Genomic DNA, 23,795 nt, shown 5'->3' with positions numbered 1-23,795 from the left:
TTGAACAAGACAAACCGGCATCGGATGGCAGGGACGCGGTACACTCGCTCCCGCCCACGAATCGACCGACAAGAAACGACATGCAAGCGCGCAGCTCCTCCCACCACTATTTTTCCGGCATCCTGTCGTCGCTCTACCGCGCCTTCGATGCCGTCGCGACCTGGGTCACCCAGCTGTCGTGGTGGAAATTCTTCCTGTTCGCCGCCCTCACCCTGATCGCCGGCGCCATCCTCCAGGAAGAACTGTTTTCTGGCGGCGAAGCCGACATCGCCGCCGCCGAGCGCGCCGCGCGCAAGGACCAGGTCAGCATCGTCATCGACGACAGCGGCATCCGTTTTAATCCGCGCAACAAACCGAAGCCCGGCAGTCCGGAGACGCCGCCCTCGCCGCCGGACGCTGCCCCCGCCGCGCCGGCGGCACCGGCCGCCCCTGCAGCGCCTGCAGCGCCGGCGCCCGACCTGGCCTTGCCCAAGGGCGCCAATCCCGGCAGCGAAGCGGTCCACATCGAATTGCCGCCGCAGATCGCCGAAGAATTGTCGGTGGCGATCGAAGGTGCGGTCGACGATGCGGCAGAAGCGAAAGTGTCGCGTTATCACAAGCAGGCCTCGACCTGGTTCAACAGCTTCGTGTTCCTGCTGGTGCTCGCCCTGTTCGGCATCAAGGCCCTGATGGGCGGCAAGAAGCGCGCGGAATTGCAGACCCAGTCCGCGAATGCCGCCGCCGAACGCGAATCGATGCAGCGCCAGCTGTCGGAAACGAAGATGCAGATGATGCAGGCGCAGGTGGAGCCGCACTTCCTGTTCAACACGCTCGCGTCCGTCGAACACCTGATCGAGACCAATCCGCCGCGCGCCTCGGCCATGCAGCGCAGCCTGATCCTCTACCTGCGCGCCGTGCTGCCGCAGATGCGCGACAACAACCTGGTGACCAACCTGGGCCGCGAAGTCGACATGGTCACGGCCTACCTCGACCTCCTCAAAATGCGCATGGAAGAACGCCTGACGGTCGACATGCGCATCCCCGACGGCCTGCGCAGCGCCGCCTTCCCGCCGATGATGCTGCAGTCGATGGTCGAGAATGCGATCAAGCACGGTCTCGAATGCAAGCCCGAGGGCGGCACCCTGAAGATCGTGGCCGACGTGGCCGACAGTAAATTGCGCGTCACCGTCACCGACGACGGCGTGGGCTTCGGCGTGGTGCCGAGCACGGGCACGGGCCTGGGCCTGCCGACCATCCGCGAGCGCCTGCGCCTGCTGCACGGCGAGGCCGGCCAGCTGCACATCGCCGCCAACAGCCCGACGGGCGTGATCGCGATGGTCGAAGTGCCCTACCAGGTCTCCCGCTGAGTGCGTTCGGAGGCGGCCGGCGCCACCGCCGGCCTTGCCTGCGGCGCCGTTTCGTTGAATAATTGTCAAACTCTTTTTCCGCCAGGACCCCGCCATGCCGACTGCGATTATTGCCGATGACGAAAGACTGATGCGCGACCAGCTGCGCATGCGCCTGGAGCAGGTGTGGCCGGAACTGGAGATCGTGGGCGAAGCGAAGAACGGCGAGGAAGCCGTCGAGCTGGTCGGCCAGTGCAAGCCCGACCTGACCTTCCTCGACATCCGCATGCCCGGCAAGACCGGCATGGAAGCGGCGGCCGAGATCGGCGACCGCAGCCAGATCGTGTTCGTCACCGCCTACGACCAGTACGCGGTCGAGGCCTTCGAACGCGGCGCCGTCGACTACGTGCTCAAGCCGTCGGAACCGGAGCGCCTGAAGGTCACGGTCGAACGCCTGAAGGCGCGCCTGGACAAGCCGGGCAGCGTCGTCAACGACAGCGTCACCGCGATGCTGTCGCAGCTGGCCGAGAAGATCGCGGCGCCGAAACCGAAACACCTGCAATGGATCCAGGCCAGCATCGGCCAGGACCTGCGCATGATCCCGGTCGAAGAGATCCTGTTCTTCCGTTCGGACGAGAAATATACCTGCGTGCAGACCGCGAGCTTCGAAGCGCTGATCAGGAAGCCCGTGCGCGACCTGGCCGAGGAACTCGATCCCGCGCTGTTCTGGCAAATTCACCGCGCCACCCTCGTCAACGTCAACGCGATCGAAGGCGTGACGCGCGATATTCGCGGGCGTCACCTGGTGCTCGTGAAGGGGCGTCCGGAGAAGCTGGAAGTGAGCCGGAGTTTCTTGCACTTGTTCAAGCAAATGTAGGGTGGACGGCTCTACTGGACCGGTAGAGCCGTCGCGCCATTGACGCCGTCCACGCGTGACGGCGGCTTTGTGTTGCCTCGCGTCGAAGCCATTGTGCGTTGAACTGTGGCTTCGTTTGGGGAAAGACTCCGCCAACACGATGCAAGCGTCACGCGCGGGCATGCCCGCCCTACGTGCTCTTCCTGCCCAGTTTGTGCCTGCTCAACCGTACGGCGCTCTGCGCGCCGTATCGTAGGGGTTGGTCCGCGCACGCGGACATTACCGCAGGCATACCCACATGAAACAACAGCGCAGTGCGCGCCCGCGCGGGCGCGGCCTGGCGATGTTCGCGCTCGGCTTGCTCGGCGGCCGCCTGCTGAGCCGATTCGACGCCAACGGCGCCGGCGATGGCCCGGCCTACCACAGCCGCCGCATCGTCCACAACGCCAACGAAGCGATCATCGCGGCCGACGAACGCAGCCGCATCGTGCTGGCCAATCCGGCTGCCGCCGCCATGTTCGGGGTGACGGCAAGGCAGATGCAGGGGCGCTCGCTGGCCGACTTCATCAAAGCACCGGGGCTGGATGACGCCGCTCCTACCGAGTATTTCCATGCCGACGGCCGCGCCGGGCGGCGCGCCACCGACTACGCCGGCACCGGCCTGCGCGCCACCGGCGACGCCTTCGCCATCGAAGGCTCGATCGTCGACAGTCTGCAGGGTGGCCGCACCGTCTACACCATCGTGCTGCGCGACGTCTCCGAGCGCCAGCGCGTGCAGCGCAAGCTGGCGCGCTCGCACGACCAGCTGCGCCAGCTCTCGAGCGCCCTGCAGACCATCCGCGAGGAAGAGCGCACCCACATCGCGCGCGAGCTGCACGACGACCTCGGCCAGCTGCTGGCCTCGCTGCGCATGGACCTGACCCTGCTGCGCGAGGTCTGCGGCGCCGCGCCCAGCTCGGCGCGCCTGATCGACGGCATGGACGGCAACCTGCTCACGGCGATCACCTCGCTGCGCCGCATCGCCACCAACCTGCGTCCGCGCGCGCTGGACGAAGGCGGCCTGTATTTTGCCCTGCAGGGCCTGCGCGAGGATTTCGTCCAGCGCCACGGCATCGCCTGCGAACTGCTGGCCGAAGAAGCCGAGCTGCGCCTGGACGACCAGGCCAGCACGGCCATCTTCCGCATCGTCCAGGAGGCGCTGACCAACATCGCGCGCCATGCGCAGGCCAGCCTGGTGACGCTGACCTTGTACCGTGTTAACGGCGAACTGCTGGTCACGATCCGCGACGACGGCCGCGGCATCCGCGAGGAAGACATGGAAAAGGCCGAATCGCTGGGCCTGGTCGGCATGCGCGAACGGGTCTGGGCTTTGCAGGGCGAGATCACGATCAGCGCCGACGAGCCGCCCGGCACGCGCATCGACATCGTCGTGCCGCTGAGGGGCCACGCCGTCTAAGCCTTTGTTGCGGAATGTCAACCTGTCATCAAGTCGACATATTCGACCGATAAGATGCGCTGGACCTTGAGTTTGCCAAAAGGCCAACTCAATCCTTCACCCTTATTGGAGATCTTCATGCAATACAAAGCCCTGGCCGCTGCGCTGATCACGACCCTTCCGCTGTTCGCGCATGCGCAGACCAACGTCACCGTCTACGGCATCATGGACGCGGCCGTCGCCATCGAGGACACCGACGCACCGGGCGAAAAGCGCCGCACCGTCGTCAGCTCGGGCAACCAGTCGAGCAGCCGCCTGGGCTTCCGCGGCACCGAAGACCTGGGCAATGGCCTGAAGGCGATCTTCAACATCGAAGCCGGCGTCGCCCTCGACACCGGCGCCGCCGATTCCTCGCTGTTCGGCCGCCGCGCGGTGGTCGGCCTGCAAGGCAACTTCGGCCAGCTGACCGTGGGCCGCGAATACAGCCCGATCGCCTCGATCGCCGCCGCCACCGACGCACTCGGCCAGGGCTTCTACGGCAGCAACCTGTCTGCCTTCACCACCAACCGCCTGACCCGCCGCCTGTCGAACTCGGTCAACTTCAAGAGCAATTCGATGTCGGGCTTCAGCGTGCTGGCCGCCTACTCGGCCGGCGAGCGCACCACGGAAGGCCCGAACGGCAACCTGCTGGGCGTGGCGCTGGAATACGCGAACGGCCCGTTCTACGTCGGCGCCGGCTACCACCAGTTCGAGCGCGTGGCCCTCGAGGACGACAAGGAAGTCGCCGTCGGCGCCGGCTACAAGTTCGGTGCCTTTGACCTGAAGGCGAACTACCTGTCGGCCGACCAGGCGGGCGCGAACAACAAGTTCGAGCAGATCAACCTGGGCGGCGTCTACACCATGGGTTCGAACAAGTTCTTCGTGAACCTGCAGCGCAACGAGATCGAAAACGGCGCCCGCGGCAACGCCTGGTCCCTGGCCTACAGCTACGCGCTGTCCAAGCGCACCAACCTGTACACCGCTTATGGCTCGATGCGCAACAACGAGCGCGGCGTGTTCGGCCTGAATTCGTCGTCGAACAACGTGACGCCGGTGGCGACCGCGCTGGGCGCGGATCCGACGGCGTTCACCGTCGGTGTGCGTCACGCGTTCTAATCGGTGTGATGTGAAATGAAAAACGCGCGTGAGTTCACGCGCGTTTTTATATGTGAGACCAGGTGTCTCGGATATTACTTCGGGCGGCGGTGCACCGTAGGGTGGGCATGCCCACGCGTACGTGCGTTTGCCCACCACATACGTCGCCACGATTCAAACGCCGCACCGCGTGGGCATGAATGCCCGGTGATGCCGTCATTGGGGCCATTGGCCCCAATGACCCCATACCTTACGCGACAGCCAACGGTTATTTCAGGCGACAGGTAAGGATCCAGAAGAACTCGACGCGTTCGATCTTGATCTCCTTGCCCACATTCCCCAGCCGCTTCCGCAACGCGCTATCCGACTGGTAACTCTTCGGCACCTCGAAACGCTCGCCCTCGGCCGTGGTCAGGATCTCGTAGGTCGTCCCCTCCGCATCCGTGCGCGCGATGGTCTCGCTGAAGCCCTCGACAAAGGAATCGTCCAGGATCACCAGCAGCACATCCTTGCCCAAACGCTTCTTGAGCGTCGCCAGCAACCCCTCCTGCTCTTTCTTGTTCAGGTGCGACCACAGGAAACTGACCAGCACCGCCGAGAACTTGCCGATATCCTCCGGCAAATCGAGCGCATCCGCCACCCGGAAGCTGACTTTACCTTCGGGCATGCCGCGCTCGCGGGCAATATCAACGAGGTTGGCATTGATGTCCAGCGCCGTCACCGACGCGGCCGACTCGGCCACGACCTCGGTCCAGAACCCGCTGCCGCAGCCCAGTTCCAGCACCGTGTGCCCGGCCAGCAGGTTGCCGAGGTGGATGCTCATGTCGTCGATGTCTTCGTCCATGTCCGGCTCGAGGTACTTGTCCTCGACCGCTTCGCCCAGCAGGGCGTAATACTTGGCGACTTGTTGATTGCTCATTTCGTTTCTTACAGTTCGTAGTTTTCGCCGCCGCGCATCGCGGCTTCGACCATCTTGCGGCTCAGGCTAGGCGCCAGCAGCTCGATGAAGGTATAGATATAGCTGCGCAGGTAGGCGCCCTGCTTCACCGCCACCCGCGACACGTTCATGCCGAACAAATGACCGACGGGAATGGCGCGCAGGTTGCGGTCGCGTTCCGGATCGAAAGCCATGCCGGCGATGATGCCCACGCCCATGCCCAGCTCGACATAGGTCTTGATGACGTCGGCGTCGATCGCTTCCAGCAGCACGTCCGGCTTCAGCTCGCGCAGGGTGAAGGCGTGGTCGATCTTGCTGCGGCCGGCAAAGGCGGCGTCGTAGGTGATCAAGGGGTAGCCGGCGATTTCTTCCAGAGAGACCGCCTTCGAACGCAGCAGATCGTGCTCGGGCGGCACCACCAGCACGTGTTCCCACTGGTAGCAGGGCAAGGTCACCAGGCCGTCGATGGCGGCGATGGCCTCGGTGGCAATGGCCAGATCGGCCTGGCCGGTCTTGACCATGTCGGCGATCTGCTTCGGATTGCCTTGCAAAAGTGACAAGCGCACCTTCGGGAACTTCTGCATGAAGGCCTGCACCACCTTCGGCAGCATGTAGCGCGCCTGGGTGTGCGTGGTGGCAATCGTAAAACTGCCGCTGTCGTGGGCCGCGTATTCCTTGCCGATCCGTTTCAGGCTTTCGATTTCCTGCATGATCAGCTCGACCGACTCCAGCACCAGCCGGCCCGGCTCGGTCAGGCCGCGGATACGCTTGCCGTGGCGGGTGAAGATGTCGACGCCGAGCTCTTCCTCGAGCTCGATGATGGCTTTCGATACCCCCGGCTGCGAGGTAAACAAGGCCTTCGCCGCATCGGTCAGGTTGTAGTTCTGGCGCACGGCTTCGCGAACGAAGCGCAATTGATGAAGGTTCATTCCTGTTGTTTTTAAGTTTGTGAAAACGCCAGCCGCTATTTTATGCGAATGCTTATGCCCCTACCGTATATAAGCAAATAAATTGTCAGTCGTTTGGAATAAAGCTGGTCTCCCTTACCATTCCATCCAGCCTAAAGGGTTTAGAACGCCCGCTTCCATCAGGAAAAACTCATGTACCGTTACGATCAATACGACCATCTCATCGTCCGCGAGCGCATCGCGCAGTACCGCGACCAGGTTGCACGCCGCCTGAACGACGAGCTGACAGAAGAAGAATTCCTGCCGCTGCGCCTGCAGAACGGCCTGTACATGCAGCGCCACGCCTACATGCTGCGCGTCGCCGTGCCCTACGGCTTGTTGTCGACCGCCCAGATGCGCATGTTCGCCCACATCGCACGCAAGTACGACCGCGGCTACGGCCACTTCACGACGCGCCAGAACATCCAGTACAACTGGATCGAGCTGGAGCAGACGCCGGACATCCTGACCGACCTGGCCTCCGTGGAAATGCACGCCATCCAGACCTCGGGCAATTGCATCCGCAATATCACGACCGACGAGTTCGCCGGTGTGGCGGCCGATGAGATCATGGATCCGCGTCCTTTCGCCGAAATTTTGCGCCAATGGAGCACCTTCCACCCCGAGTTCATCGCCCTGCCGCGTAAATTCAAGGTGGCGATCAACGGCGCCGTGGAAGACCGCGCCGCCATCGCGATCCACGACATCGGCCTGACCCTGGTCAAGAACGAGAACGGCGAAGTCGGCTTCAAGTTCATGGCCGGTGGCGGCATGGGCCGCACGCCCATCCTGGGCAGCGTGATCCGCGAATTCCTGCCATGGCAGCACCTGCTGACCTATACCGAAGCCGTGATGCGCGTGTACAACTCGTACGGCCGACGCGACAACAAGTACAAGGCCCGCATCAAGATCCTGCTCAAGGCCCTGGGCGTCGAGGAATTCTCGCGCATGGTCGAAGAAGAGTGGCAAGACCTGAAGGACGGTCCGGAAACCCTGACCCAGGAAGAATACGACCGCGTCGCCGCCTATTTCGAGGCACCGGCCTACGCCACCCTGGAAGACAGCGATCCAACGCTGGCGCACCCGGACAACAAGGCCTTCCGCAACTGGCTCAACCGCAACGTCAAGCCGCACAAGGTGCCGGGCTATGCCGCCGTCGTGCTGTCGCTGAAGAAAACCGGCGTACCGCCGGGCGACGCCACCGCCGAGCAGATCGACTTCGTGGCCGACCTGGCGGATAAATTCAGTTTCGGCGAACTGCGCGTAACCCACGAGCAGAACCTGGTGCTGGCGGACGTGAAGCAGTCCGACCTGTTCGAAGTCTGGACGCTGGCGAAATCGAAGGGCCTGGCGACGCCGAACATCGGCCTCTTGACCGACATCATTTCCTGCCCGGGCGGCGATTTCTGCTCGCTGGCGAATGCGAAGTCGATCCCGATCGCGGCCGCCATTGCCGAGCGTTTCGACAACCTCGACTTCCAGCACGACATCGGCGACATCGAACTGAACATCTCGGGCTGCATCAACGCCTGCGGCCACCACCACGTGGGTTCGATCGGCGTGCTGGGCGTCGACAAGGACGGCAGCGAGTGGTACCAGGTCTCGATCGGCGGCGCCCAGGGCAACAACTCGGCGATCGGCAAGATCATCGGCCCGTCGTTTGCCGGCTGGCAGATGCCGGAAGTGGTGAGCCGCCTGCTCGAGGTGTATGTGCAGAACCGTTTCGAAGGCGAGCGTTTCGCCGAAACGGCGCAGCGCCTGGGCATCGCGCCATTCAAGGAACACGTGTATGCCACGCCGATCACGGCGGGCGAACTGGTTGGGGAAGACCATGCTTGAAGTAGTCCATGAACAGATCATCCGCGGCCGCGAAGTCGTGGCCGACGATTGGCGCGTGCTGCGCCTCGAAGAAAACGAGGCCCCTGAGACCGTCGTCGTCCCGGAAGGCAAGGTCATCGTGCCTCTCACCGTGTGGCTGGCCCATAAGGAAGCCCTGGCGCAGCGCGCCGAGATCGGCGTCTGGCTGGCGGCGGACGAGCGCTTCGAAGTCCTGAAGGGCGAGTCCGACCGCTTTGCCGTCATCGCCGTCGACTTCCCGAAGTTCAGCGACGGCCGCGGCTATTCGATCGCCTTCAACCTGCGCAAGCGCCTCGGCTACACCGGCGAAGTGCGCGCCATCGGCGACGTCCTGCGCGATCAATTGTTCTCGATGTCGCGCGTGGGCATCAATGCCTATGCGACGCGCAAGGACCGTTCGATCCATGACGCGCTGAAGGGCCTGACCGTGTTCTCGGAAACCTACCAGGCTTCCGTCGACCAGCCGCTGCCGCTGTTCCGCCGCAAGGAACGCGACGTGCCGCTGGAGCACAGCGACGTCGGCGCGGGTATCTGAGGATTACACATGAGCGACCTCGCCATCCGCGTCCGCGAGACCGAAGCGATTCTCGCGCGCATCGCCGCCGATTTCACCCCTAGCGTGTTCGCCTCCAGCCTGGCGGCCGAGGACATGGTGCTGACCGACCTGATCTTGAAGGCGAAGCTGCCGATCGGCATCTTCTCGCTGGAAACGGGCCGCCTGCACAAGGAAACCCTGGCCGTGCTGGACGCCGTCAAGGAGCACTACGGCTACGACATCGCCCTGTTCCGTCCACAGACCGAGGCGGTCGATGCCTATGTCGCCCAGAACGGCTTGAACGCCTTCTACGACAGCGTCGAGATGCGCCGCGAATGCTGCCGCGTGCGCAAGGTCGAACCGCTGGGCCGCGCCCTGCTCGGCAACCAGGCGTGGATCACGGGCCAGCGCCGCGCACAGTCGGCCACGCGTTCCGACCTGCGCGTCGAGGAAGACGATCCGGCGCACATGATGACCAAATTCAATCCGCTGGCCGACTGGACGGAGGAAAACGTCTGGGAATACATCCGCGCCAACCAGGTCCCGTACAACGCCCTGCACGACCGCGGCTACCCCTCGATCGGCTGCGAACCCTGCACCCGCGCGATCCAGCCGGGCGAGGACGTGCGCGCCGGACGCTGGTGGTGGGAAAACCCGGAATCGAAGGAATGCGGCCTGCACGTCGTGGACGGCAAACTCATTCGCATTAAATCCGTAGCCGCCTGAGCTACATACTGAACACAAGGCAACTCATGACGACCCTCCTGGACAACGCCGGCATCCTTGCCACCGTCAATGCGCGCCACCTGGACGCGCTCGAATCGGAAGCGATCCACATCCTGCGCGAAGTGGCGGCCGAATGCACGAATCCCGCCCTGTTGTTCTCGGGCGGCAAGGATTCCGTCGTGCTGCTGCGCCTGGCCGAAAAAGCTTTCCGGCCGGGCAAATTCCCCTTCCCGCTGGTGCACATCGACACCGGCCATAACTTCGACGAAGTGATCGCCTTCCGCGACGCCCGTGTGGCCGAACTGGGCGAGCGCCTGATCGTCGGCTCGGTCGAGGAATCGATCAAGAAGGGCACGGTGCGCCTGCGCAATCCGCAGACCGACTCGCGTAACGCGGCCCAGGCCGTGACCCTGCTGGAAACCATCGCCGAACACGGCTTCGACGCCTGCATCGGCGGCGCCCGCCGCGACGAGGAAAAGGCGCGTGCGAAAGAGCGCATCTTCTCCTTCCGCGACGAATTCGGCCAGTGGGACCCGAAGGCCCAGCGTCCGGAACTGTGGGACCTGTATAACACCCGCGTCCACCCGGGCGAGAACATGCGCGTGTTCCCGATTTCGAACTGGACGGAACTGGACGTGTGGCAGTACATCGCCCGCGAACAGCTGGCCCTGCCGTCGATCTATTTCGCGCACCAGCGTGAAGTCATTCCACGCAACGGCCTGCTGGTGCCGCTGACCCCGCTGACGCCGGCGAAGGAAGGCGAAACCGTCGAAACCCAGACCGTGCGCTTCCGTACCGTGGGCGATATCTCGTGCACCTGCCCGGTGTCGTCGGATGCATCCTCGGTCGAGGCGATCATCGCCGAGACGGCCGTGACGCAAGTGACCGAACGCGGCGCCACCCGGATGGACGACCAGACCTCGGAAGCCTCGATGGAAAAACGCAAGAAGCAAGGATATTTCTGATGAACGCCATGACTGACAATCTCACTCAACACAGCCTGCTGCGCTTCATCACCGCCGGCTCCGTCGACGACGGCAAGAGCACCCTGATCGGCCGCCTGCTGTACGACAGCAAGGGCATCTTTGCGGACCAGCTGGCCGCCGTGTCGCGCTCGAAGCACAAGCGCACCGTGGGCGACACCATCGACCTGTCGCTGCTGACCGACGGCCTGGAAGCCGAGCGCGAACAAGGCATCACGATCGACGTGGCCTACCGCTACTTCGCCACGCCGAAGCGCAAGTTCATCATCGCCGACACCCCGGGGCACGAGCAGTACACCCGCAACATGGTCACCGGCGCGTCCACCGCGGACGCCGTGATCATCCTGGTCGACGTCTCGAAGGTGAAGCTGCGCGAAGACGGGGGCGTGGACCTGCTCATTCAAACCAAGCGCCACTCGACCATCGCCAAGCTGCTGCAGATCGAGCACGTGATCGTGGCCGTCAACAAGATGGACCTGGTGAACTACGACCAGAGCGTATACGAGCGCATCGTCGCCGCCTACCAGGAATTCGCGAATTCGCTGGGCCTCAAGGACGTGACCGCGATCCCGCTGTCGGCGCTGGCCGGCGACAACGTGGTCGACGCTTCAAGCAACATGGATTGGTACACCGGCCCGACCCTGATCGAGCTGCTGGAATCGCTGTCGGTCTACGACGAAGCCCACGATGCGCCCTTCCGCTTCCCGGTGCAGCTGGTGGCCCGCCACAACGGCCACGAAGCCAAGGACTTCCGCGGCTACATGGGCCGCATCGAGTCCGGTAAAGTGTCGGTCGGCGACAAGCTGGTGGTGCAGCCTTCGAACCAGCAGGCGACCGTGAAAGAGATCCTGACCTTCGACGGTTCGCTGCAAAGCGCCAGCGCCGGCCAGTCGGTCACGCTGCTGCTGGAAGAGTACCTGGACATCTCGCGCGGCGACACGCTCGCGGGCGCAGAAGCCCCGGCGACCCTGCTGAAGCAGGTCGTGGCGGATGTCTGCTGGATGTCGGACGAACCGCTCGACGTGCGCCGCAAGTACTGGATCAAGCACGGCACGCGCCAGACGGCGGCCAAGGTGACCAAGGTCGACTCCATCCTCGACATCAACACCCAGCAACGTCACGCTGCGGAAGGCCTGAAGCTGAACGACATCGCGCGCATCGCTCTGAACGTGCAGCAGCCGCTCGCCGCCGACGCCTACAGCGACATCCGCGCCACCGGCGCCTTCATCCTGATCGACGAAGTGACGCACCAGACCGTTGCTGCGGGTATGATTCGCCTGGGCGATTAAACACATGGAGCGGCGCATGGTGAGCAAGGGGAAGGTGTATCTGATCGGCGCCGGGCCGGGCGCCGCCGACCTGGTCACCGTGCGCGGCGCCCGTCTGCTGGCGCAGGCCGACGTCGTGCTCTACGACGCGCTGGTAACGCCCGAGATGCTGGAACTGTGCAGCCAGGCCGAGCTGATTTCGGTCGGCAAGCGCTCGGGCCAGCGTTCCACGGCCCAGGATGCGATCAATGCCTTATTGGTCGAATGCGCCTTCAAGTTCAAGACCATCGTGCGCCTGAAGGGCGGCGACCCGATGCTGTTCGGGCGTGCCGACGAAGAGCTGCGCGCGCTCGAGCTTGAAGGCATCGAGGTCGAAGTCGTCCCCGGCATCACCACCGCGGTAGCCGCTGCCGCCGCCACCAAACAGCCTCTCACCAAGCGCGGCGTCGCGCGCAGCGTCGCCTTCTTCACTTCCAGCACCGGTCCGGACCAGCCGGAACACCCCGCCCTGCCCCACACCGACACCATGGTCCAGTACATGGGCGGCCGCGAAGCCGCGGCCACCGCCGAGCGCCTGCTGGCGCAGGGACGGCGTGCCGACACGCCGGTGGTGGTGGTGGAAAACTGCAGCCGGATTGATGAGCGCATCCTGCGGCTGACGCTGACGGATCTCGCCGGCGGCCTGGAAGCGGCGCATGGTCCGGTGCTGGTGATGATTGGCGAGGCGCTGCGCCTGCGCGAGCATCAGCCGGCGCTCGGTACGGTGGCGCAGGCCGAGAACGCTTGAAACTACTGTCTGTCGTATTCTTCGATTTGACCCAGTAGCAGGTCGGCCGCCGCGTGCGTGTCGGCATTCACCCGGTTCAAGCGCGCGATCGCCGCCTCCAGGCGCGCGCTGGCACGCCCTGCACATTCCCGGCTATGCCAGCGCGCCATGTCGCGGCGCATCGCGTTCAGGTCGTCCTTCAATTCTCCCAGCATGCGCCGCAGGCTGCGGTCGGCATCGACCAGGCCCGGGATGCTGCCGGCGTGCAGGCGGTTCGAGAGCGTCGTGATCTTGATGCGCAGCTGCGTGACCCGGCGCGCGGTGGCGTCGATATGGCGTGCGCAGCGCGCCTGCGCGAACAGTCCTCCCGGCAGGCGCATGCCGTCCCACAGCGCTGCCCTGCCTGCGCGCGGGCGCAGGAGCATGGCGACGATCTGCTTGAGAATGGATGGGAGCATGGGAAGCGCGTGAATGGATGGAAACGCGGCTGAAGAGCTCACGCAGTGTGGGCGGGTTCAGCTGGGCTGTCAAACCGCCGGTCGGTGCATGCATCTGATGTACAACAAGGGGGCGCATGCTTGGCACTGATTGTTGGCAGGGCGTTATCGAAACCCGGCGCCGGCGCAAAACGCGGGCGCTTCCAGCGCGATCGGAACGCTTCGGGTAAGCTCGTCGCACATGTCGTTTCGACACTCCACCTTTCTTACGAGGAGAACCGAATGAGCGAATCATCGAACTACGTACCGCCGAAGGTCTGGACCCCGCCCGCGTCCAACGGCGGCACCTTTGCCAACATCAACCGTCCCGTCGCCGGCCCGACGCACGAGCAGGCGCTGCCGGTCGGCGCGCATCCGCTGCAGCTGTATTCGCTGGCCACGCCGAACGGCGTGAAGGTGACGATCATGCTGGAAGAGCTGCTGGCCGCCGGCCATGGCGGCGCCGAGTACGACGCCTGGCTGATCAAGATCAACGAAGGCATGCAGTTCTCGAGCGGCTTCGTGGAGGTAAACCCGAACTCGAAGATCCCGGCCCTGCTCGACCGCAGCGGCGCCGAGCCTGTGCGCGTGTTCGAATCGGGTTCGATCCTGATCTACCTGGCCGAGAAGTTCGGCGCCTTCCTGCCGAAGGAAATTCCGGCGCGCACCGAGACCCTGAACTGGCTGATGTGGCAGATGGGGTCGGCGCCTTTCCTGGGCGGCGGCTTCGGCCACTTCTTTGCCTACGCGCCGGAAAAATACCAGTACCCGATCGACCGCTACGCGATGGAAGTGAAGCGCCAGCTGGACGTGCTGGACCGGCAGCTGGCCAACAAGCGCTTCGTCGCCGGGAACGAGTACACGATCGCGGACATGGCGATCTGGCCCTGGTACGGCGGCCTGGTGCGCGGCGAGCTGTATGGCGCGGGCGAGTTCCTGTCGGTGCACGAGTACGAGCACGTGAAGCGCTGGGCGGACGAAGTCTATGCGCGGCCGGCCGTCAAGCGCGGGCGCCGGGTGAATCGCGTATTCGGAGACCCGGAAACGCAACTGCCGGAGCGGCATTCGGCGGCGGATCTGGATTGATTGAATGGGAGCGGCGCGGAGCACCGCTTCAGCGTGCACGCCCGCTCTTGTAGGGGTCATTGAGGCCAATGGCCTCAATGACGGGTTCACCAGACTCCCGAGTCCACGCGTCTACGCCGTTTGAAAAGCCGTGGAGTCAGGACTCCACCCTACGTATCGCAGCTATTCGGGGGCCGCGACTGAACGGACACAATAGTCCGTCATCGCCGCCAGCACGCCGGGATCTTCGCCGACCGCGCCGGCGACGTTCAAACGCAGGCCCGGATGCGCCGCGCGCAAGCCGTCAGCCAGCATCGGCAAATCCCGCAGCAAATGCCCGCCCTGCCCCAGGAACACCGGCACCACGGTTACTTCCTCCACGCCCTCGGCAACGAGGGAGGACACCGCCTCCGGCAACCTCGGCTCCATCAACTCCAGAAATGCCAACCGCACCGCGCAATCCGGCAAGCGCGCCGCCGTCAGGTCGCGCAGGCGCTCGAACGGCGCCGCCCAGGACGCGGCGCGCGCTCCGTGGGCAAACAGGACCAAAGCCTTGGTCATCAATGCCTCTCCACCCACCGCAGCGCCCCGATCGCCAGCAGCAGGAACAGCAAACTCGGCGCCACCGCCGTCAGGAAGGCCGGCCAGGTCGACAGCAGCCCCAGGTGCGAGAACAGCGAATTGATCAGGATGAAGCCGACCCCGATCATGATGCCGATGAAGATCTTCAGGCTGACCCCGCCGCTGCGGGTGTGCAGGTAGGCAAACGGCAGCGCCAGCGCCATCAGCACGAAGATGGCGAGCGGGTCGACGATCTTCTTCCAGAAGGCGATGCGGAAGCGTTCGCTCTCCTGGCGGTTCTCGGCCAGGTGGCGCGAGTACACGGCCAGTTCGTTGGCCGACATGCGCTCAGGGTCGCGCCGCGAGACCTGCAGGATCTTGGGCGTGATCTCCGACACCAGGTCGAGGCTGGCGATGGTGCGCGTGGCAACCGCGCTGGTCTCCTGGCCGTAGGTGCTCTGGATGGTCTGGCCCTGCGGGACCGGCGCGCCCGGATCGGCCAGCACGCGGCTGTTCGAGAACTGGGTTTCGCTGACCTCCTGCAGGCGCCAGGTGCCGTTGCCGAGGAAGGTCGCGCTCTTCGCCGTGATCAGGGCGCGCATGCGCATCGCATTGTCGAATTCGTAGAGGCGCACGTCGATCAGCTGGCCGTCCGGGCGGATCTGGCGCGCATTGAAGAAGCGCGAGCCGACGATCGCGCCGCGGGTGCCGTTCTGGCCTGCGGCGTGCACGTTATCCTTGGTCCACATCCCCGAACGGAATTCCGAGGCGAGCGTGGATCCCTTGGCCGACAGGCGCACCTTTTCCGCCAGCGGCGCGGTGCGCGGCGTGATCAGTTCGCCGAAGATGAAGGTAATGACGACGAACACGATGCCGATCTTGAACAGCATCCAGCCGGCCATCCGGGTCGACATCGAGGCGGCGCGCATGATCGTGAATTCCGAGCTTTGCGCGAACTGCGCCATCGCGTAGATGGTGCCGATCAGGGCCGCGACCGGCATCACCTCGTACACGTGCCCGGGCAGCATCAGCGCCACGTAGAGCAGCGCGTGCTGGAACATGTAGTCGCCCTTGCCGACCGAGGGCAGCTCGGAGGTCAGGTCCATGAAGGCGATCAGGCCGAGGAAGGCGAACAGCACGAAGACGACCGCCTGCGTGATGTTGATCGCGAAATAACGCTGCAGTACTTTCATCGGGACTCCACCTGGGCACGTAGCGCGTGCTGCGCATGGCGGCGCCGCTTCCAGGCATTGATCAGGACCAGCGGGTGGTAATGATGGTTGACGTTCAAACGCCAGGCGAACAGGGCGACGACGATCAGGCTCACGATCAGGTGCAACGGCCACCACGCCATCGCGAAATCGACCTTGCCCTGCTTGACGCTGGCTTCGACCATGCGCACCAGGTTGTTATAGGTGAAGAAGATCAGCAGCGCGAGGATCAGGTTGGCCGAGGAGCCGGCGCGCGGATTGACGAAGCCGAGCGGAATGGCGAGCAGGAGCAGCACCAGGCAGACGATCGGCGCCGACAGGCGCGAGAGCAGTTCGGAGCGCGTGTACTGGTTTTTGATCAGGAGCAGCGCCGGCGTCGACATGGCGTTGAGCGGCACGTCGGCGCCGATCACGGGCACGCTGGTGGCTACGCGCATGCTGTAGCGCTCGAACTCCATCGACTGAAAATCGGCCTGGCCCGGCGTGCCCTGGTAGCGGCGGCCGTTTTTCAGCACCAGGTACTGGCCGCCCTTGCCGTCGGATTCGACCACGCCTTCGCGCGCGACGACGACCGAGCTGCCCGTGCCTTGCGTGCTGCTGACGAACACGTTCTTCACCACGGTGGAACCGTTGGCGCTGCCCTCGACGAAGAACACGCGGTCGCTCGAGGAGGACTCGCGGAACTGGCCCGGCGCCACGCGCTTGAGGTCTTCGCGCTTCTCGAAGCGCTGGATGAATTCCGCGCTCTTCATCTTGGCCCAGGGCGCCACCACAAAGGAGAGCGCGCCTACCAGCAGCACGACCGGCACGCCGAACACCAGAACCGGACGGATCCAGGCGAGCAGCGACTGGCCCGAGGCGAACCAGACGACCATCTCGGAATCGCGGTAGCTGCGCGTGACGGCCACCAGCACAGAAATAAAGCTGGTGAGGATCAGGACAGTTGGCAGATAATTCAGTGATTGAAAGGCAATCAATGCCAGGACGTCGCCGGATGCGACGCGTCCGCCCGCAGCCCGGCCGAGGATGGCGATGAGGGTCCAGGTGACGCACACCGTGAACAGGACCGTGAAGGTTGCCCCGGCTGCGCTGGCCAGTTCACGGTGCAAGGCGCGTTGAAAAATCATTCGATAGTTATAATTGCAGGTTAGGCAGCATCGTGCACACTGCGAAGCACACTGCGGTGCACACTGCGCACAAAACGAAACGGAGAATCAAATGGACTTTAGCATAAAAGCATTCGACACCAAGAACACCCTGGCTGCGGCCAAAACCGGCGTGCTCGCAGTGGCGGTGTTCGAAAACAAGAAACTGTCGCAGGCTGCGAAAACCCTCGACCAGACGGGCGAAATCACGGCGGCACTGAAGTCGGGCGACATCTCCGGCAAGGCCGGTTCGACCCTGCTGCTGCGCGGCGTGGCCGGTGTGGCCGCGCAGCGCGTGCTGCTGGTCGGGATGGGCGCCGACGAGGCGGTAGGCGAAAAGAATTTCATGACCGCGGTCGGCGCGACGCTGAAAGCCTTCGCGTCGCTGGGCGCGGCGGATGGCATTATCGCATTTCCGATGACGGAAGTGAAAGAGCGCACGCCTGAATGGGCAATGCGCGCCGTCGTCGTGGCCGCAACGGACGCGGAATTCCGCAGCGACGCGCAAAAGAGCAAGAAGGATCCGGCGCTGACCGGCGTGCGCAAGGTGACCCTGGCCGTGCCGCTTGCCAATGGCGAGGCGAAGGCCGCGCTGGCGCAGTCGATCGCGATCGCCAACGGCATGAGCCTGACCAAGGAACTGGGCAACCTGTCGCCGAACGTCTGCACCCCGACCTACCTCGCCACCGTCGCCCGCAAACTGGCCGACGACCACGGCTTCGACGTCGAAGTCCTGGAACGCAAGCAGCTCGAAGCCCTGAAAATGGGTTCCTTCCTGTCGGTTGCCAAGGGCAGCGACGAAGCGCCGAAGTTCATCGTCCTCAAGCACATGGGCGGCGGCAAGAAGGATGCGCCGGTGGTCCTGGTCGGCAAGGGCATCACCTTCGACACGGGCGGCATCTCGATCAAGCCGGGTCCCGGCATGGACGAAATGAAGTACGACATGTGCGGCGCCGGCTCGGTGCTGGGCACCTTCCGCGCCATCGGCGAAATGGGCCTGAAGCTGAACGTGATCGGCATCGTCGCCGCCTGCGAGAACATGCCGTCGGGCCGCGCGTCGAAGCCGGGCGACATCGTCACCGCCATGAACGGTCTGACCATCGAGATCCTGAATACCGACGCCGAGGGCCGCCTGATCCTGTGCGACGCCCTCACCTACGCCGAGCGCTTCAAGCCGGCCGCCGTGGTCGACATCGCGACGCTGACCGGCGCCTGCATCGTCTCGCTGGGCCACCACAACAGCGGCCTGTTCACCCGCCACGACGCCGCCCACGACGCCCTGGCCGAGGAACTGCTGGACGCCGGCAAGCAGACCGGCGACGGCGCATGGCGCCTGCCGATCGGCGAGCAGTACAACGAGCAGCTGAAGTCGAACTTCGCGGACCTGGCCAACATCGGCACGCCGGGCGGCGCCTCGATCACGGCGGCCTGCTTCCTCGAGAACTTCACCCGCAACTACACCTGGGCCCACCTCGACATCGCCGGCACGGCATGGAAGAGCGGCGCGGCGAAAGGCGCGACCGGCCGTCCGGTGCCGCTGCTGACGACGTTCCTGATGAACCGGGTGTAATCAGTAACGTGAAATGAAAATGGGCCGCTTCAAGCGGCCCATTTTTGTAGGGTGGGCATTCCATGCCCACGCGGTCTCACCATCGAAATATGGCACGGCATGCTGCACTCTGTGCGAGCGCCGTACCGCGTGCGCACAAATGCGCACCCCACGGTGAAATATTCTTTCACCTACAACTCATTAATGAAATTTTATTTCAATTCACCTGCGCAAAGCGCGGCACCATCTGCCCCTCGACCTCGACGAGTTCGAAGAAGACCGACTTCGGCCGTGCCCAGATCGAACCGTCGTGGGCGCGGTAGATGATCATCGGCGACAGGTCGGCCTCGAGCGTGGCTTCGCAGACCAGCTCGTAGAGGCCGCCTTTGTAGTGGCGGTACTGGATCAAGTCCGCTCGCTCAAGCCTGCTCGGCCGTGGCCTTCTGCTTCTTCTTCAGGCCCTGGATGACCTTCAGCACGCCTTCGATGCCGGTGTCCTCGTCCAGGTCGCTGAAGGCGTCGAGCACCTCGTTCAGCACGCGGTTGCGCACCGCTGCCTCATCCGGCTTGACCTGCTCGGCGGCGAACTTCGACGGGGTCTCCTCGGCGGCCTTGGCGCCATGCGCCAGCGCGGCCTGCCAGATGACCCAGCGGCGCTGCGTTTCGTAGACGAGGTATTCCTCGGGCTTGTCTTCGCGGCGGCGAACGATGTGGCCATCACGCTGGGCCCATGCTTCAAATGCACTGCGCATCTCTGTCCTTTTCATATGGGTACGGATTATCGCTATCGAAACAGCAATATTTCACCATAGTACCATTTCGCCTAATAAAGCTTGCACGGCAAATTCAATCGTGCGGCGATGGGGACAAGGAATCTTGTCCAGCCAAGATACTACAATGCGAGTTATATAAAAACAACCGGATATTACCTATCAGTAACAACAGGAATGTGAGATTTTATCCGGTAATTGTTACATATTGCTAGAGCTAAATGTCATCCGTGCGTAACGACAATATATTTTAAACCACAAAATTGTCGTTCGAGCACTGTGCTTGCAGTTTAAGCAAATAAATACAACACGCAATATGAAGCGGATTGCATAGGGGAAAAGTTGCGGGAAATGCTGCAAGCGTCGATACTGCGCGTTTCGCGGCGGACGGTCCGCCGCATTTACCTGTGCGCCGACATGAAAATAGCAACCTGGAACGTCAATTCGCTGAAAGTACGCCTGCCCCACCTGCTGCGCTGGCTGGAAGCGAACCCGATTGACGTGCTCTGCATTCAAGAGACCAAACTCACCGACGATAAGTTCCCGGTTTCCGAAATTAATGCGGCGGGTTATCAAGTCGCCTATACCGGCCAGAAAACCTATAACGGCGTCGCCATCCTGTCGCGTTTCCCGATCCAGGACGTGGTCAGGAACAATCCGCGTTTCGAGGACGAGCAGCAGCGCATCATCGCCGCCACCATCGAAGGCGTGCATTTCGTGAACGCCTATATCCCGAACGGGCAGGCGGTCGATTCCGACAAATACGTGTACAAGCTGGCCTGGCTGAAGGCCCTGCACGAATGGCTGGGCGAGGAACTGCGCGCCCATCCGCAGCTGGCCCTGCTGGGCGACTACAACATCGCGCCCGAAGACCGCGACGTGCACGATCCGGTCGAATGGGCCGGCCAGATCCACTGCTCGGACCGCGAACGCGCGGCGATGGCGGCCCTGGTCGAGCTGGGCCTGGCCGACTCCTTCCGCCTGTTCGAGCAGCCGGAGAAGCAGTACAGCTGGTGGGATTACCGCATGATGGGTTTCAGGCGCAACCGCGGGCTGCGCATCGACCACATCCTGCTCTCGCCCGAGCTGGCCAAGCGCTGCACGGCCTGCACCATCGACCGCGAGCCGCGCAAGTGGGAGCAGCCGTCGGATCACACGCCGGTGATCGCCACCATCGAGTGACGTAGGGGTGATCGAGGCCAATGGCCTCGATCACGGTTTCATCGGGCGCCCCGTGCCCACCCTACCCAGCCAGCAGCTCCCGCGCTGCCTCCGCGTCGAGCGCCCGCGCGAACAGCCAGCCCTGCACATACTGGCAGCCATAATCGCGCAGCAGCGCCAGCTGCTCCTCGGTCTCGACGCCTTCGGCCACCACCTGCAGCTGCAGGCTGTTCGCCAGCGCCATCACCGCCGCGACGATCGCACGGTCCTCGCTGCTCGCTTCCAGCTCCCGAATAAAAGCGCGGTCGATCTTGATCTTCCTGACCGGGAAGCGCTTCAGGTAGGCCAGGCTCGAATACCCGGTGCCGAAGTCGTCGATCGACAGGCGCATGCCCATGCGGTTGATCTGGTCGAGGATCTCGAGCGTCTGCTCGCCGTGCTGCATCAGCGCCGTCTCCGTGATTTCGAATTCGACCAGCTGCGGATCGATGCCGGTTTCGTCGACGATGCGCTTGATCGAGGCCACCAGTGCGCGGTGCATGAACTGGCGCGCCGACAGGTTGATCGCCAGCGGCACCGGCGCCAGGCCGGCGCGCTGCCAGGCCATGCTCTGCTCGCAGGCGCGGCGGATCACCCACTCGCCCACCGGCACGATCATGCCGTTCTCTTCCAGCGTCGGGATGAAGTCGTCCGGCATCACGAGCCCATGCTCGGGACGGCGCCAGCGCAGCAGCACTTCCAGCGCGTGCACGCGGCGCGTGCGCATGTCCATGATCGGCTGGTAGAAGGGTTCGAACTCGCCATTGGCCAGCGCCTGGCGCAGGTTCGACTCGAGCGCGTGCATGGCGAAGGCGCGCGCCACTTCGCCGTCCATGCGCTCCTTGAAGAACTGGTAGTTGTTGCGTCCCGCCGCCTTGGCCTGGTACATGGCGGCGTCGGCGTGGCGCATCAGGAGGTCGACGTCGGCGCCATCATCCGGATAGACGCAGATGCCGATCGAGGGCGAGATGTGCAGGCTGTGGCCCTCGAAGCGCACCGGCGCGCCGAGCGCCTCGATGATCTTGTCGCCGACCTGGCTGCACTCCTCCTGCGTGCCGGCGCCCGGCACCAGCACGACGAATTCGTCGCCGCCCAGGCGCGCCACCGTGTCGCTGGCGCGCACCACGTGGCACAGGCGGGCTGCGACTTCCTTGAGCAGGTAGTCGCCGGTGGCATGGCCGAGCGAATCGTTGATGTTCTTGAAGCGGTCGAGGTCGAGGAACATCACGGCCAGGCGCGTGCCGTTGCGCTGGGCCGCGTGGATCGCCTGCTGCAGGCGGTCGGCCAGCAGCGCGCGGTTCGGCAGGCCGGTCAGGCTGTCGTGGTAGGCCATGTGGTGCACGCGCGCCTCGGCCTGGCGCCGCTCGACGATCTCGTCCTGCAAGAGCGCGTTGGCGCCGGCCAGTTCGGCGGTGCGCGCGCTCACCCGCAGTTCGAGCTCGTCGCGCGCCCGGCGCACCGCTTCGGCCGCCTCGTGCTGGGCGGTGACGTCGTCCACCAGCCACAGGCTGCGTCCACCCGGGTCGTCCTGGTCGAAGGGCCGGCCCGAGAGGCGGCCCCAGAAGGTGGCGCCGTCGCTGCGCACCAGCAGGCGCTCGCTGACGCTGACGCGGCCGGCGGCGAAGTCGCGCGCCGTGTCCAGGCGTGCGGCCTGCCAGCCCTCGACATCGGGATACAGCGAGCGGATCGAGACGCCCGTCATCGTGCCGGGCGCATGGCCGAACAGCTCTTCCATCTTGCGGTTGCCGTGCAGCGTGTGGCCGTTCTCGACCACGGCGATGCCCAGCACCGCGGTGTCGAAGATCGCCTGGTTTTCCTGCAGGGCCTCACGCAGCGCCTGCTCGTCGCGGCGCTGGCGCGTGCGGTCCTCGGCGATCCAGACGTAGCCGTGAGACAGGTCGTCCGGATTGACCGGGTAGCCGATCACCTTGCTCCAGATCGGCGTGCCGTCCTTTTTCGCGAGCTGGACTTCGCCCTGGTAGGTGCGTCCCTCCGCAAACAGCGGATAAGCCTCGGCGACGACACGCTCGAACGCAGCCCGGTCCGGATGCAGGCATGCCACGGGCAGGCCCTCGCATTCGCCGACCGCATAGCCGAACATTTCGAAGAAGCCCGCATTGCCGCGCCGGATGCGCTGCTCGCGCGTAAACATGATCGCCAGCGAGGCGTTGTTCACCAGTGCCTGCAGCTCGCGCCGCGCCTCGCGCGTCTCGCTCACGTCTTCGATGATCCAGATGGTGCCGGCCTCGCGCTCGCCCGGCACGACGGCGCTGGCGCGCACCCGCGCCCAGAACAGCGAGCCGTCGCGACGGCGGAACGGGCACTCGGGATTCTCGTAGCTGCCGCCCTTGGCCAGCGCGGCGAAGGCTTCGTCGCGGAAGGATTGATAGGCGTCCAGGGTGGCGAACATCTCGCCGGCATCGCGGTCGGCCAGTTCGTCCACACTGTAGCCGACCATCTCGGCCAGGCGCGGATTGCATTCCTTGAGCAGGCCCGGCTTGGTGAAGACGATGCCGACCGGCGCATGGTCGAGGATGGCCTGCTGTTCCAGCATGGTCTTGCGCAGCGCTTCCTGGCCGTTTTCGAGCGCGCCGAGGTCGGTGAACACAAAACTCGCGCCCGGCAGGCCCCAGCCAGCCGGCAGGGGCTTGGCGCGCACGTCGGCGGCGATGGCCTTGCCGCCGACGCTGAGCGTAGCGCGCCAGTGGCGCTCGGCGCTCACGGCGGCGCGCAGTTCGTCCGCGGCCTGCTGCGCGGCGGCGCCGCGGAACAGGTCGAGCAGAGACCGCCCGGCCAGCGGCTCGCCCGCCAGCGCGCTCATCGCGGCGTTGGCGGCGATGACCATGCCCGCGGCGTCGCAGGCGCAGGCGGGCGCCGCGACCAGGTCCAGCGCAGCCGCGGCGCCGGCAGGGGTGCTCGTTGTTCTATCCATTCAGGCCTATCCTCTTGCATGCGGCCTCTATGCGGACCGCTTTGATGTTGCAGAATGATAAACCAGGGTGGGTAGAATCTCTACGGGGTATTGACGAAAAAGCCCGACGGCTGCAAC

The 23,795-nt window shown here is 64.5% G+C and carries 22 protein-coding genes; 13 read left to right on the top strand and 9 right to left on the bottom strand.

The window, feature by feature from the left end; all coding sequences use genetic code 11:
* Positions 1–80 precede the first annotated feature (80 nt).
* The 4 genes from ACFPQ5_RS21190 (at position 81) to ACFPQ5_RS21175 (ending at position 4,771) form a co-directional block, all read left to right on the top strand.
* Positions 81–1,346, top strand: a complete 1,266-nt coding sequence (locus tag ACFPQ5_RS21190) for a sensor histidine kinase (protein ID WP_379760520.1) — start codon at positions 81–83, stop codon at positions 1,344–1,346.
* Between the two features lie 94 nt (positions 1,347–1,440).
* Complete coding sequence (locus ACFPQ5_RS21185) at positions 1,441–2,202, top strand: LytR/AlgR family response regulator transcription factor (protein WP_379760518.1); 762 nt, start codon at positions 1,441–1,443, stop codon at positions 2,200–2,202.
* 277 nt (positions 2,203–2,479) lie between these two features.
* Positions 2,480–3,637: a PAS domain-containing sensor histidine kinase gene (locus ACFPQ5_RS21180; RefSeq protein WP_379760516.1), complete on the top strand. Its 1,158-nt coding sequence runs from the start codon at positions 2,480–2,482 to the stop codon at positions 3,635–3,637.
* A gap of 117 nt (positions 3,638–3,754) precedes the next feature.
* Entirely contained in the window at positions 3,755–4,771 is a 1,017-nt protein-coding gene (locus ACFPQ5_RS21175; protein ID WP_379760514.1) for a porin, read from the top strand.
* A gap of 247 nt (positions 4,772–5,018) precedes the next feature.
* Here the strand turns inward: ACFPQ5_RS21175 and ACFPQ5_RS21170 are convergent, their stop codons facing one another.
* A complete protein-coding gene (locus ACFPQ5_RS21170; protein WP_379760512.1) occupies positions 5,019–5,669 on the bottom strand; it encodes a class I SAM-dependent methyltransferase in 651 nt (216 codons plus the stop codon).
* Positions 5,670–5,677: 8 nt separating this feature from the next.
* The gene (locus tag ACFPQ5_RS21165; RefSeq protein WP_379760510.1) at positions 5,678–6,616 is read right to left on the bottom strand and encodes a CysB family HTH-type transcriptional regulator; all 939 of its coding nucleotides are present in this window, start codon (positions 6,614–6,616) and stop codon (positions 5,678–5,680) included.
* A 171-nt stretch (positions 6,617–6,787) separates the two neighbouring features.
* On the opposite strand from ACFPQ5_RS21165, the gene ACFPQ5_RS21160 reads away from it, so the two are divergent.
* From ACFPQ5_RS21160 to cobA, 6 genes are read left to right on the top strand one after another with little or no spacing between them, the layout of a single operon-like run.
* Positions 6,788–8,473, top strand: a complete 1,686-nt coding sequence (locus tag ACFPQ5_RS21160; protein WP_379760508.1) for a nitrite/sulfite reductase — start codon at positions 6,788–6,790, stop codon at positions 8,471–8,473.
* Positions 8,466–9,026, top strand: a complete 561-nt coding sequence (locus tag ACFPQ5_RS21155) for a DUF934 domain-containing protein (RefSeq protein ID WP_379760506.1) — start codon at positions 8,466–8,468, stop codon at positions 9,024–9,026. The genes ACFPQ5_RS21160 and ACFPQ5_RS21155 overlap by 8 nt, the downstream gene beginning before the upstream one ends.
* A 9-nt stretch (positions 9,027–9,035) precedes the next feature.
* Positions 9,036–9,752 carry a phosphoadenylyl-sulfate reductase gene (locus ACFPQ5_RS21150; RefSeq protein ID WP_379760504.1) on the top strand — a complete coding sequence of 239 codons (717 nt, stop codon included), beginning with the start codon at positions 9,036–9,038 and terminating at the stop codon, positions 9,750–9,752.
* 26 nt (positions 9,753–9,778) lie between these two features.
* Positions 9,779–10,717, top strand: a complete 939-nt coding sequence (cysD, locus tag ACFPQ5_RS21145; protein ID WP_379760502.1) for a sulfate adenylyltransferase subunit CysD — start codon at positions 9,779–9,781, stop codon at positions 10,715–10,717.
* Positions 10,717–12,024 (top strand): sulfate adenylyltransferase subunit 1, encoded by a 1,308-nt coding sequence (locus tag ACFPQ5_RS21140; RefSeq protein WP_379760500.1) that lies wholly within the window; start codon positions 10,717–10,719, stop codon positions 12,022–12,024. The genes cysD and ACFPQ5_RS21140 overlap by 1 nt, the downstream gene beginning before the upstream one ends.
* A gap of 16 nt (positions 12,025–12,040) precedes the next feature.
* The gene (gene cobA / locus ACFPQ5_RS21135) at positions 12,041–12,790 is read left to right on the top strand and encodes a uroporphyrinogen-III C-methyltransferase (RefSeq protein ID WP_379760498.1); all 750 of its coding nucleotides are present in this window, start codon (positions 12,041–12,043) and stop codon (positions 12,788–12,790) included.
* 2 nt (positions 12,791–12,792) lie between these two features.
* Here cobA and ACFPQ5_RS21130 read toward each other — a convergent pair whose 3' ends face one another.
* On the bottom strand, positions 12,793–13,227 hold the full coding sequence (locus ACFPQ5_RS21130; protein ID WP_379760496.1) for a hypothetical protein: 435 nt from the start codon (positions 13,225–13,227) through the stop codon (positions 12,793–12,795).
* A 261-nt stretch (positions 13,228–13,488) separates the two neighbouring features.
* Between ACFPQ5_RS21130 and yghU the strand changes: the two genes are divergently transcribed.
* Complete coding sequence (gene yghU / locus ACFPQ5_RS21125; protein WP_379760494.1) at positions 13,489–14,331, top strand: glutathione-dependent disulfide-bond oxidoreductase; 843 nt, start codon at positions 13,489–13,491, stop codon at positions 14,329–14,331.
* A gap of 162 nt (positions 14,332–14,493) precedes the next feature.
* Here the strand turns inward: yghU and ACFPQ5_RS21120 are convergent, their stop codons facing one another.
* The 3 genes from ACFPQ5_RS21120 to lptF are packed head-to-tail and all read right to left on the bottom strand — an operon-like array spanning position 14,494 to position 17,209.
* The gene (locus tag ACFPQ5_RS21120; RefSeq protein WP_379760492.1) at positions 14,494–14,871 is read right to left on the bottom strand and encodes a sirohydrochlorin chelatase; all 378 of its coding nucleotides are present in this window, start codon (positions 14,869–14,871) and stop codon (positions 14,494–14,496) included.
* Positions 14,871–16,064: an LPS export ABC transporter permease LptG gene (gene lptG, locus ACFPQ5_RS21115; RefSeq protein WP_379760490.1), complete on the bottom strand. Its 1,194-nt coding sequence runs from the start codon at positions 16,062–16,064 to the stop codon at positions 14,871–14,873. Before lptG ends, ACFPQ5_RS21120 begins: the two co-directional genes overlap by 1 nt.
* Entirely contained in the window at positions 16,061–17,209 is a 1,149-nt protein-coding gene (lptF, locus tag ACFPQ5_RS21110) for an LPS export ABC transporter permease LptF (protein WP_379760488.1), read from the bottom strand. Before lptF ends, lptG begins: the two co-directional genes overlap by 4 nt.
* A 91-nt stretch (positions 17,210–17,300) precedes the next feature.
* Between lptF and ACFPQ5_RS21105 the strand changes: the two genes are divergently transcribed.
* A complete protein-coding gene (locus tag ACFPQ5_RS21105) occupies positions 17,301–18,797 on the top strand; it encodes a leucyl aminopeptidase (protein ID WP_379760486.1) in 1,497 nt (498 codons plus the stop codon).
* Between the two features lie 196 nt (positions 18,798–18,993).
* Here ACFPQ5_RS21105 and ACFPQ5_RS21100 read toward each other — a convergent pair whose 3' ends face one another.
* Both ACFPQ5_RS21100 and ACFPQ5_RS21095 read right to left on the bottom strand, forming a co-directional pair.
* Positions 18,994–19,185 (bottom strand): DUF1653 domain-containing protein, encoded by a 192-nt coding sequence (locus ACFPQ5_RS21100; RefSeq protein WP_379760484.1) that lies wholly within the window; start codon positions 19,183–19,185, stop codon positions 18,994–18,996.
* Positions 19,186–19,195: 10 nt separating this feature from the next.
* Complete coding sequence (locus tag ACFPQ5_RS21095) at positions 19,196–19,528, bottom strand: hypothetical protein (protein WP_379760482.1); 333 nt, start codon at positions 19,526–19,528, stop codon at positions 19,196–19,198.
* Positions 19,529–19,963: 435 nt separating this feature from the next.
* Between ACFPQ5_RS21095 and xth the strand changes: the two genes are divergently transcribed.
* The gene (gene xth / locus ACFPQ5_RS21090) at positions 19,964–20,728 is read left to right on the top strand and encodes an exodeoxyribonuclease III (protein ID WP_379760480.1); all 765 of its coding nucleotides are present in this window, start codon (positions 19,964–19,966) and stop codon (positions 20,726–20,728) included.
* A 61-nt stretch (positions 20,729–20,789) separates the two neighbouring features.
* Here the strand turns inward: xth and ACFPQ5_RS21085 are convergent, their stop codons facing one another.
* The gene (locus ACFPQ5_RS21085; RefSeq protein WP_379760478.1) at positions 20,790–23,678 is read right to left on the bottom strand and encodes a sensor domain-containing protein; all 2,889 of its coding nucleotides are present in this window, start codon (positions 23,676–23,678) and stop codon (positions 20,790–20,792) included.
* Positions 23,679–23,795: the final 117 nt, after the last annotated feature.

Source organism: Massilia suwonensis (assembly GCF_042655665.1).
Taxonomy (GTDB): domain Bacteria; phylum Pseudomonadota; class Gammaproteobacteria; order Burkholderiales; family Burkholderiaceae_D; genus Telluria; species Telluria suwonensis.
The sequence above is the reverse complement of the archived record's forward strand: the minus strand, read 5'-3'. Positions and strand labels throughout refer to the sequence as shown.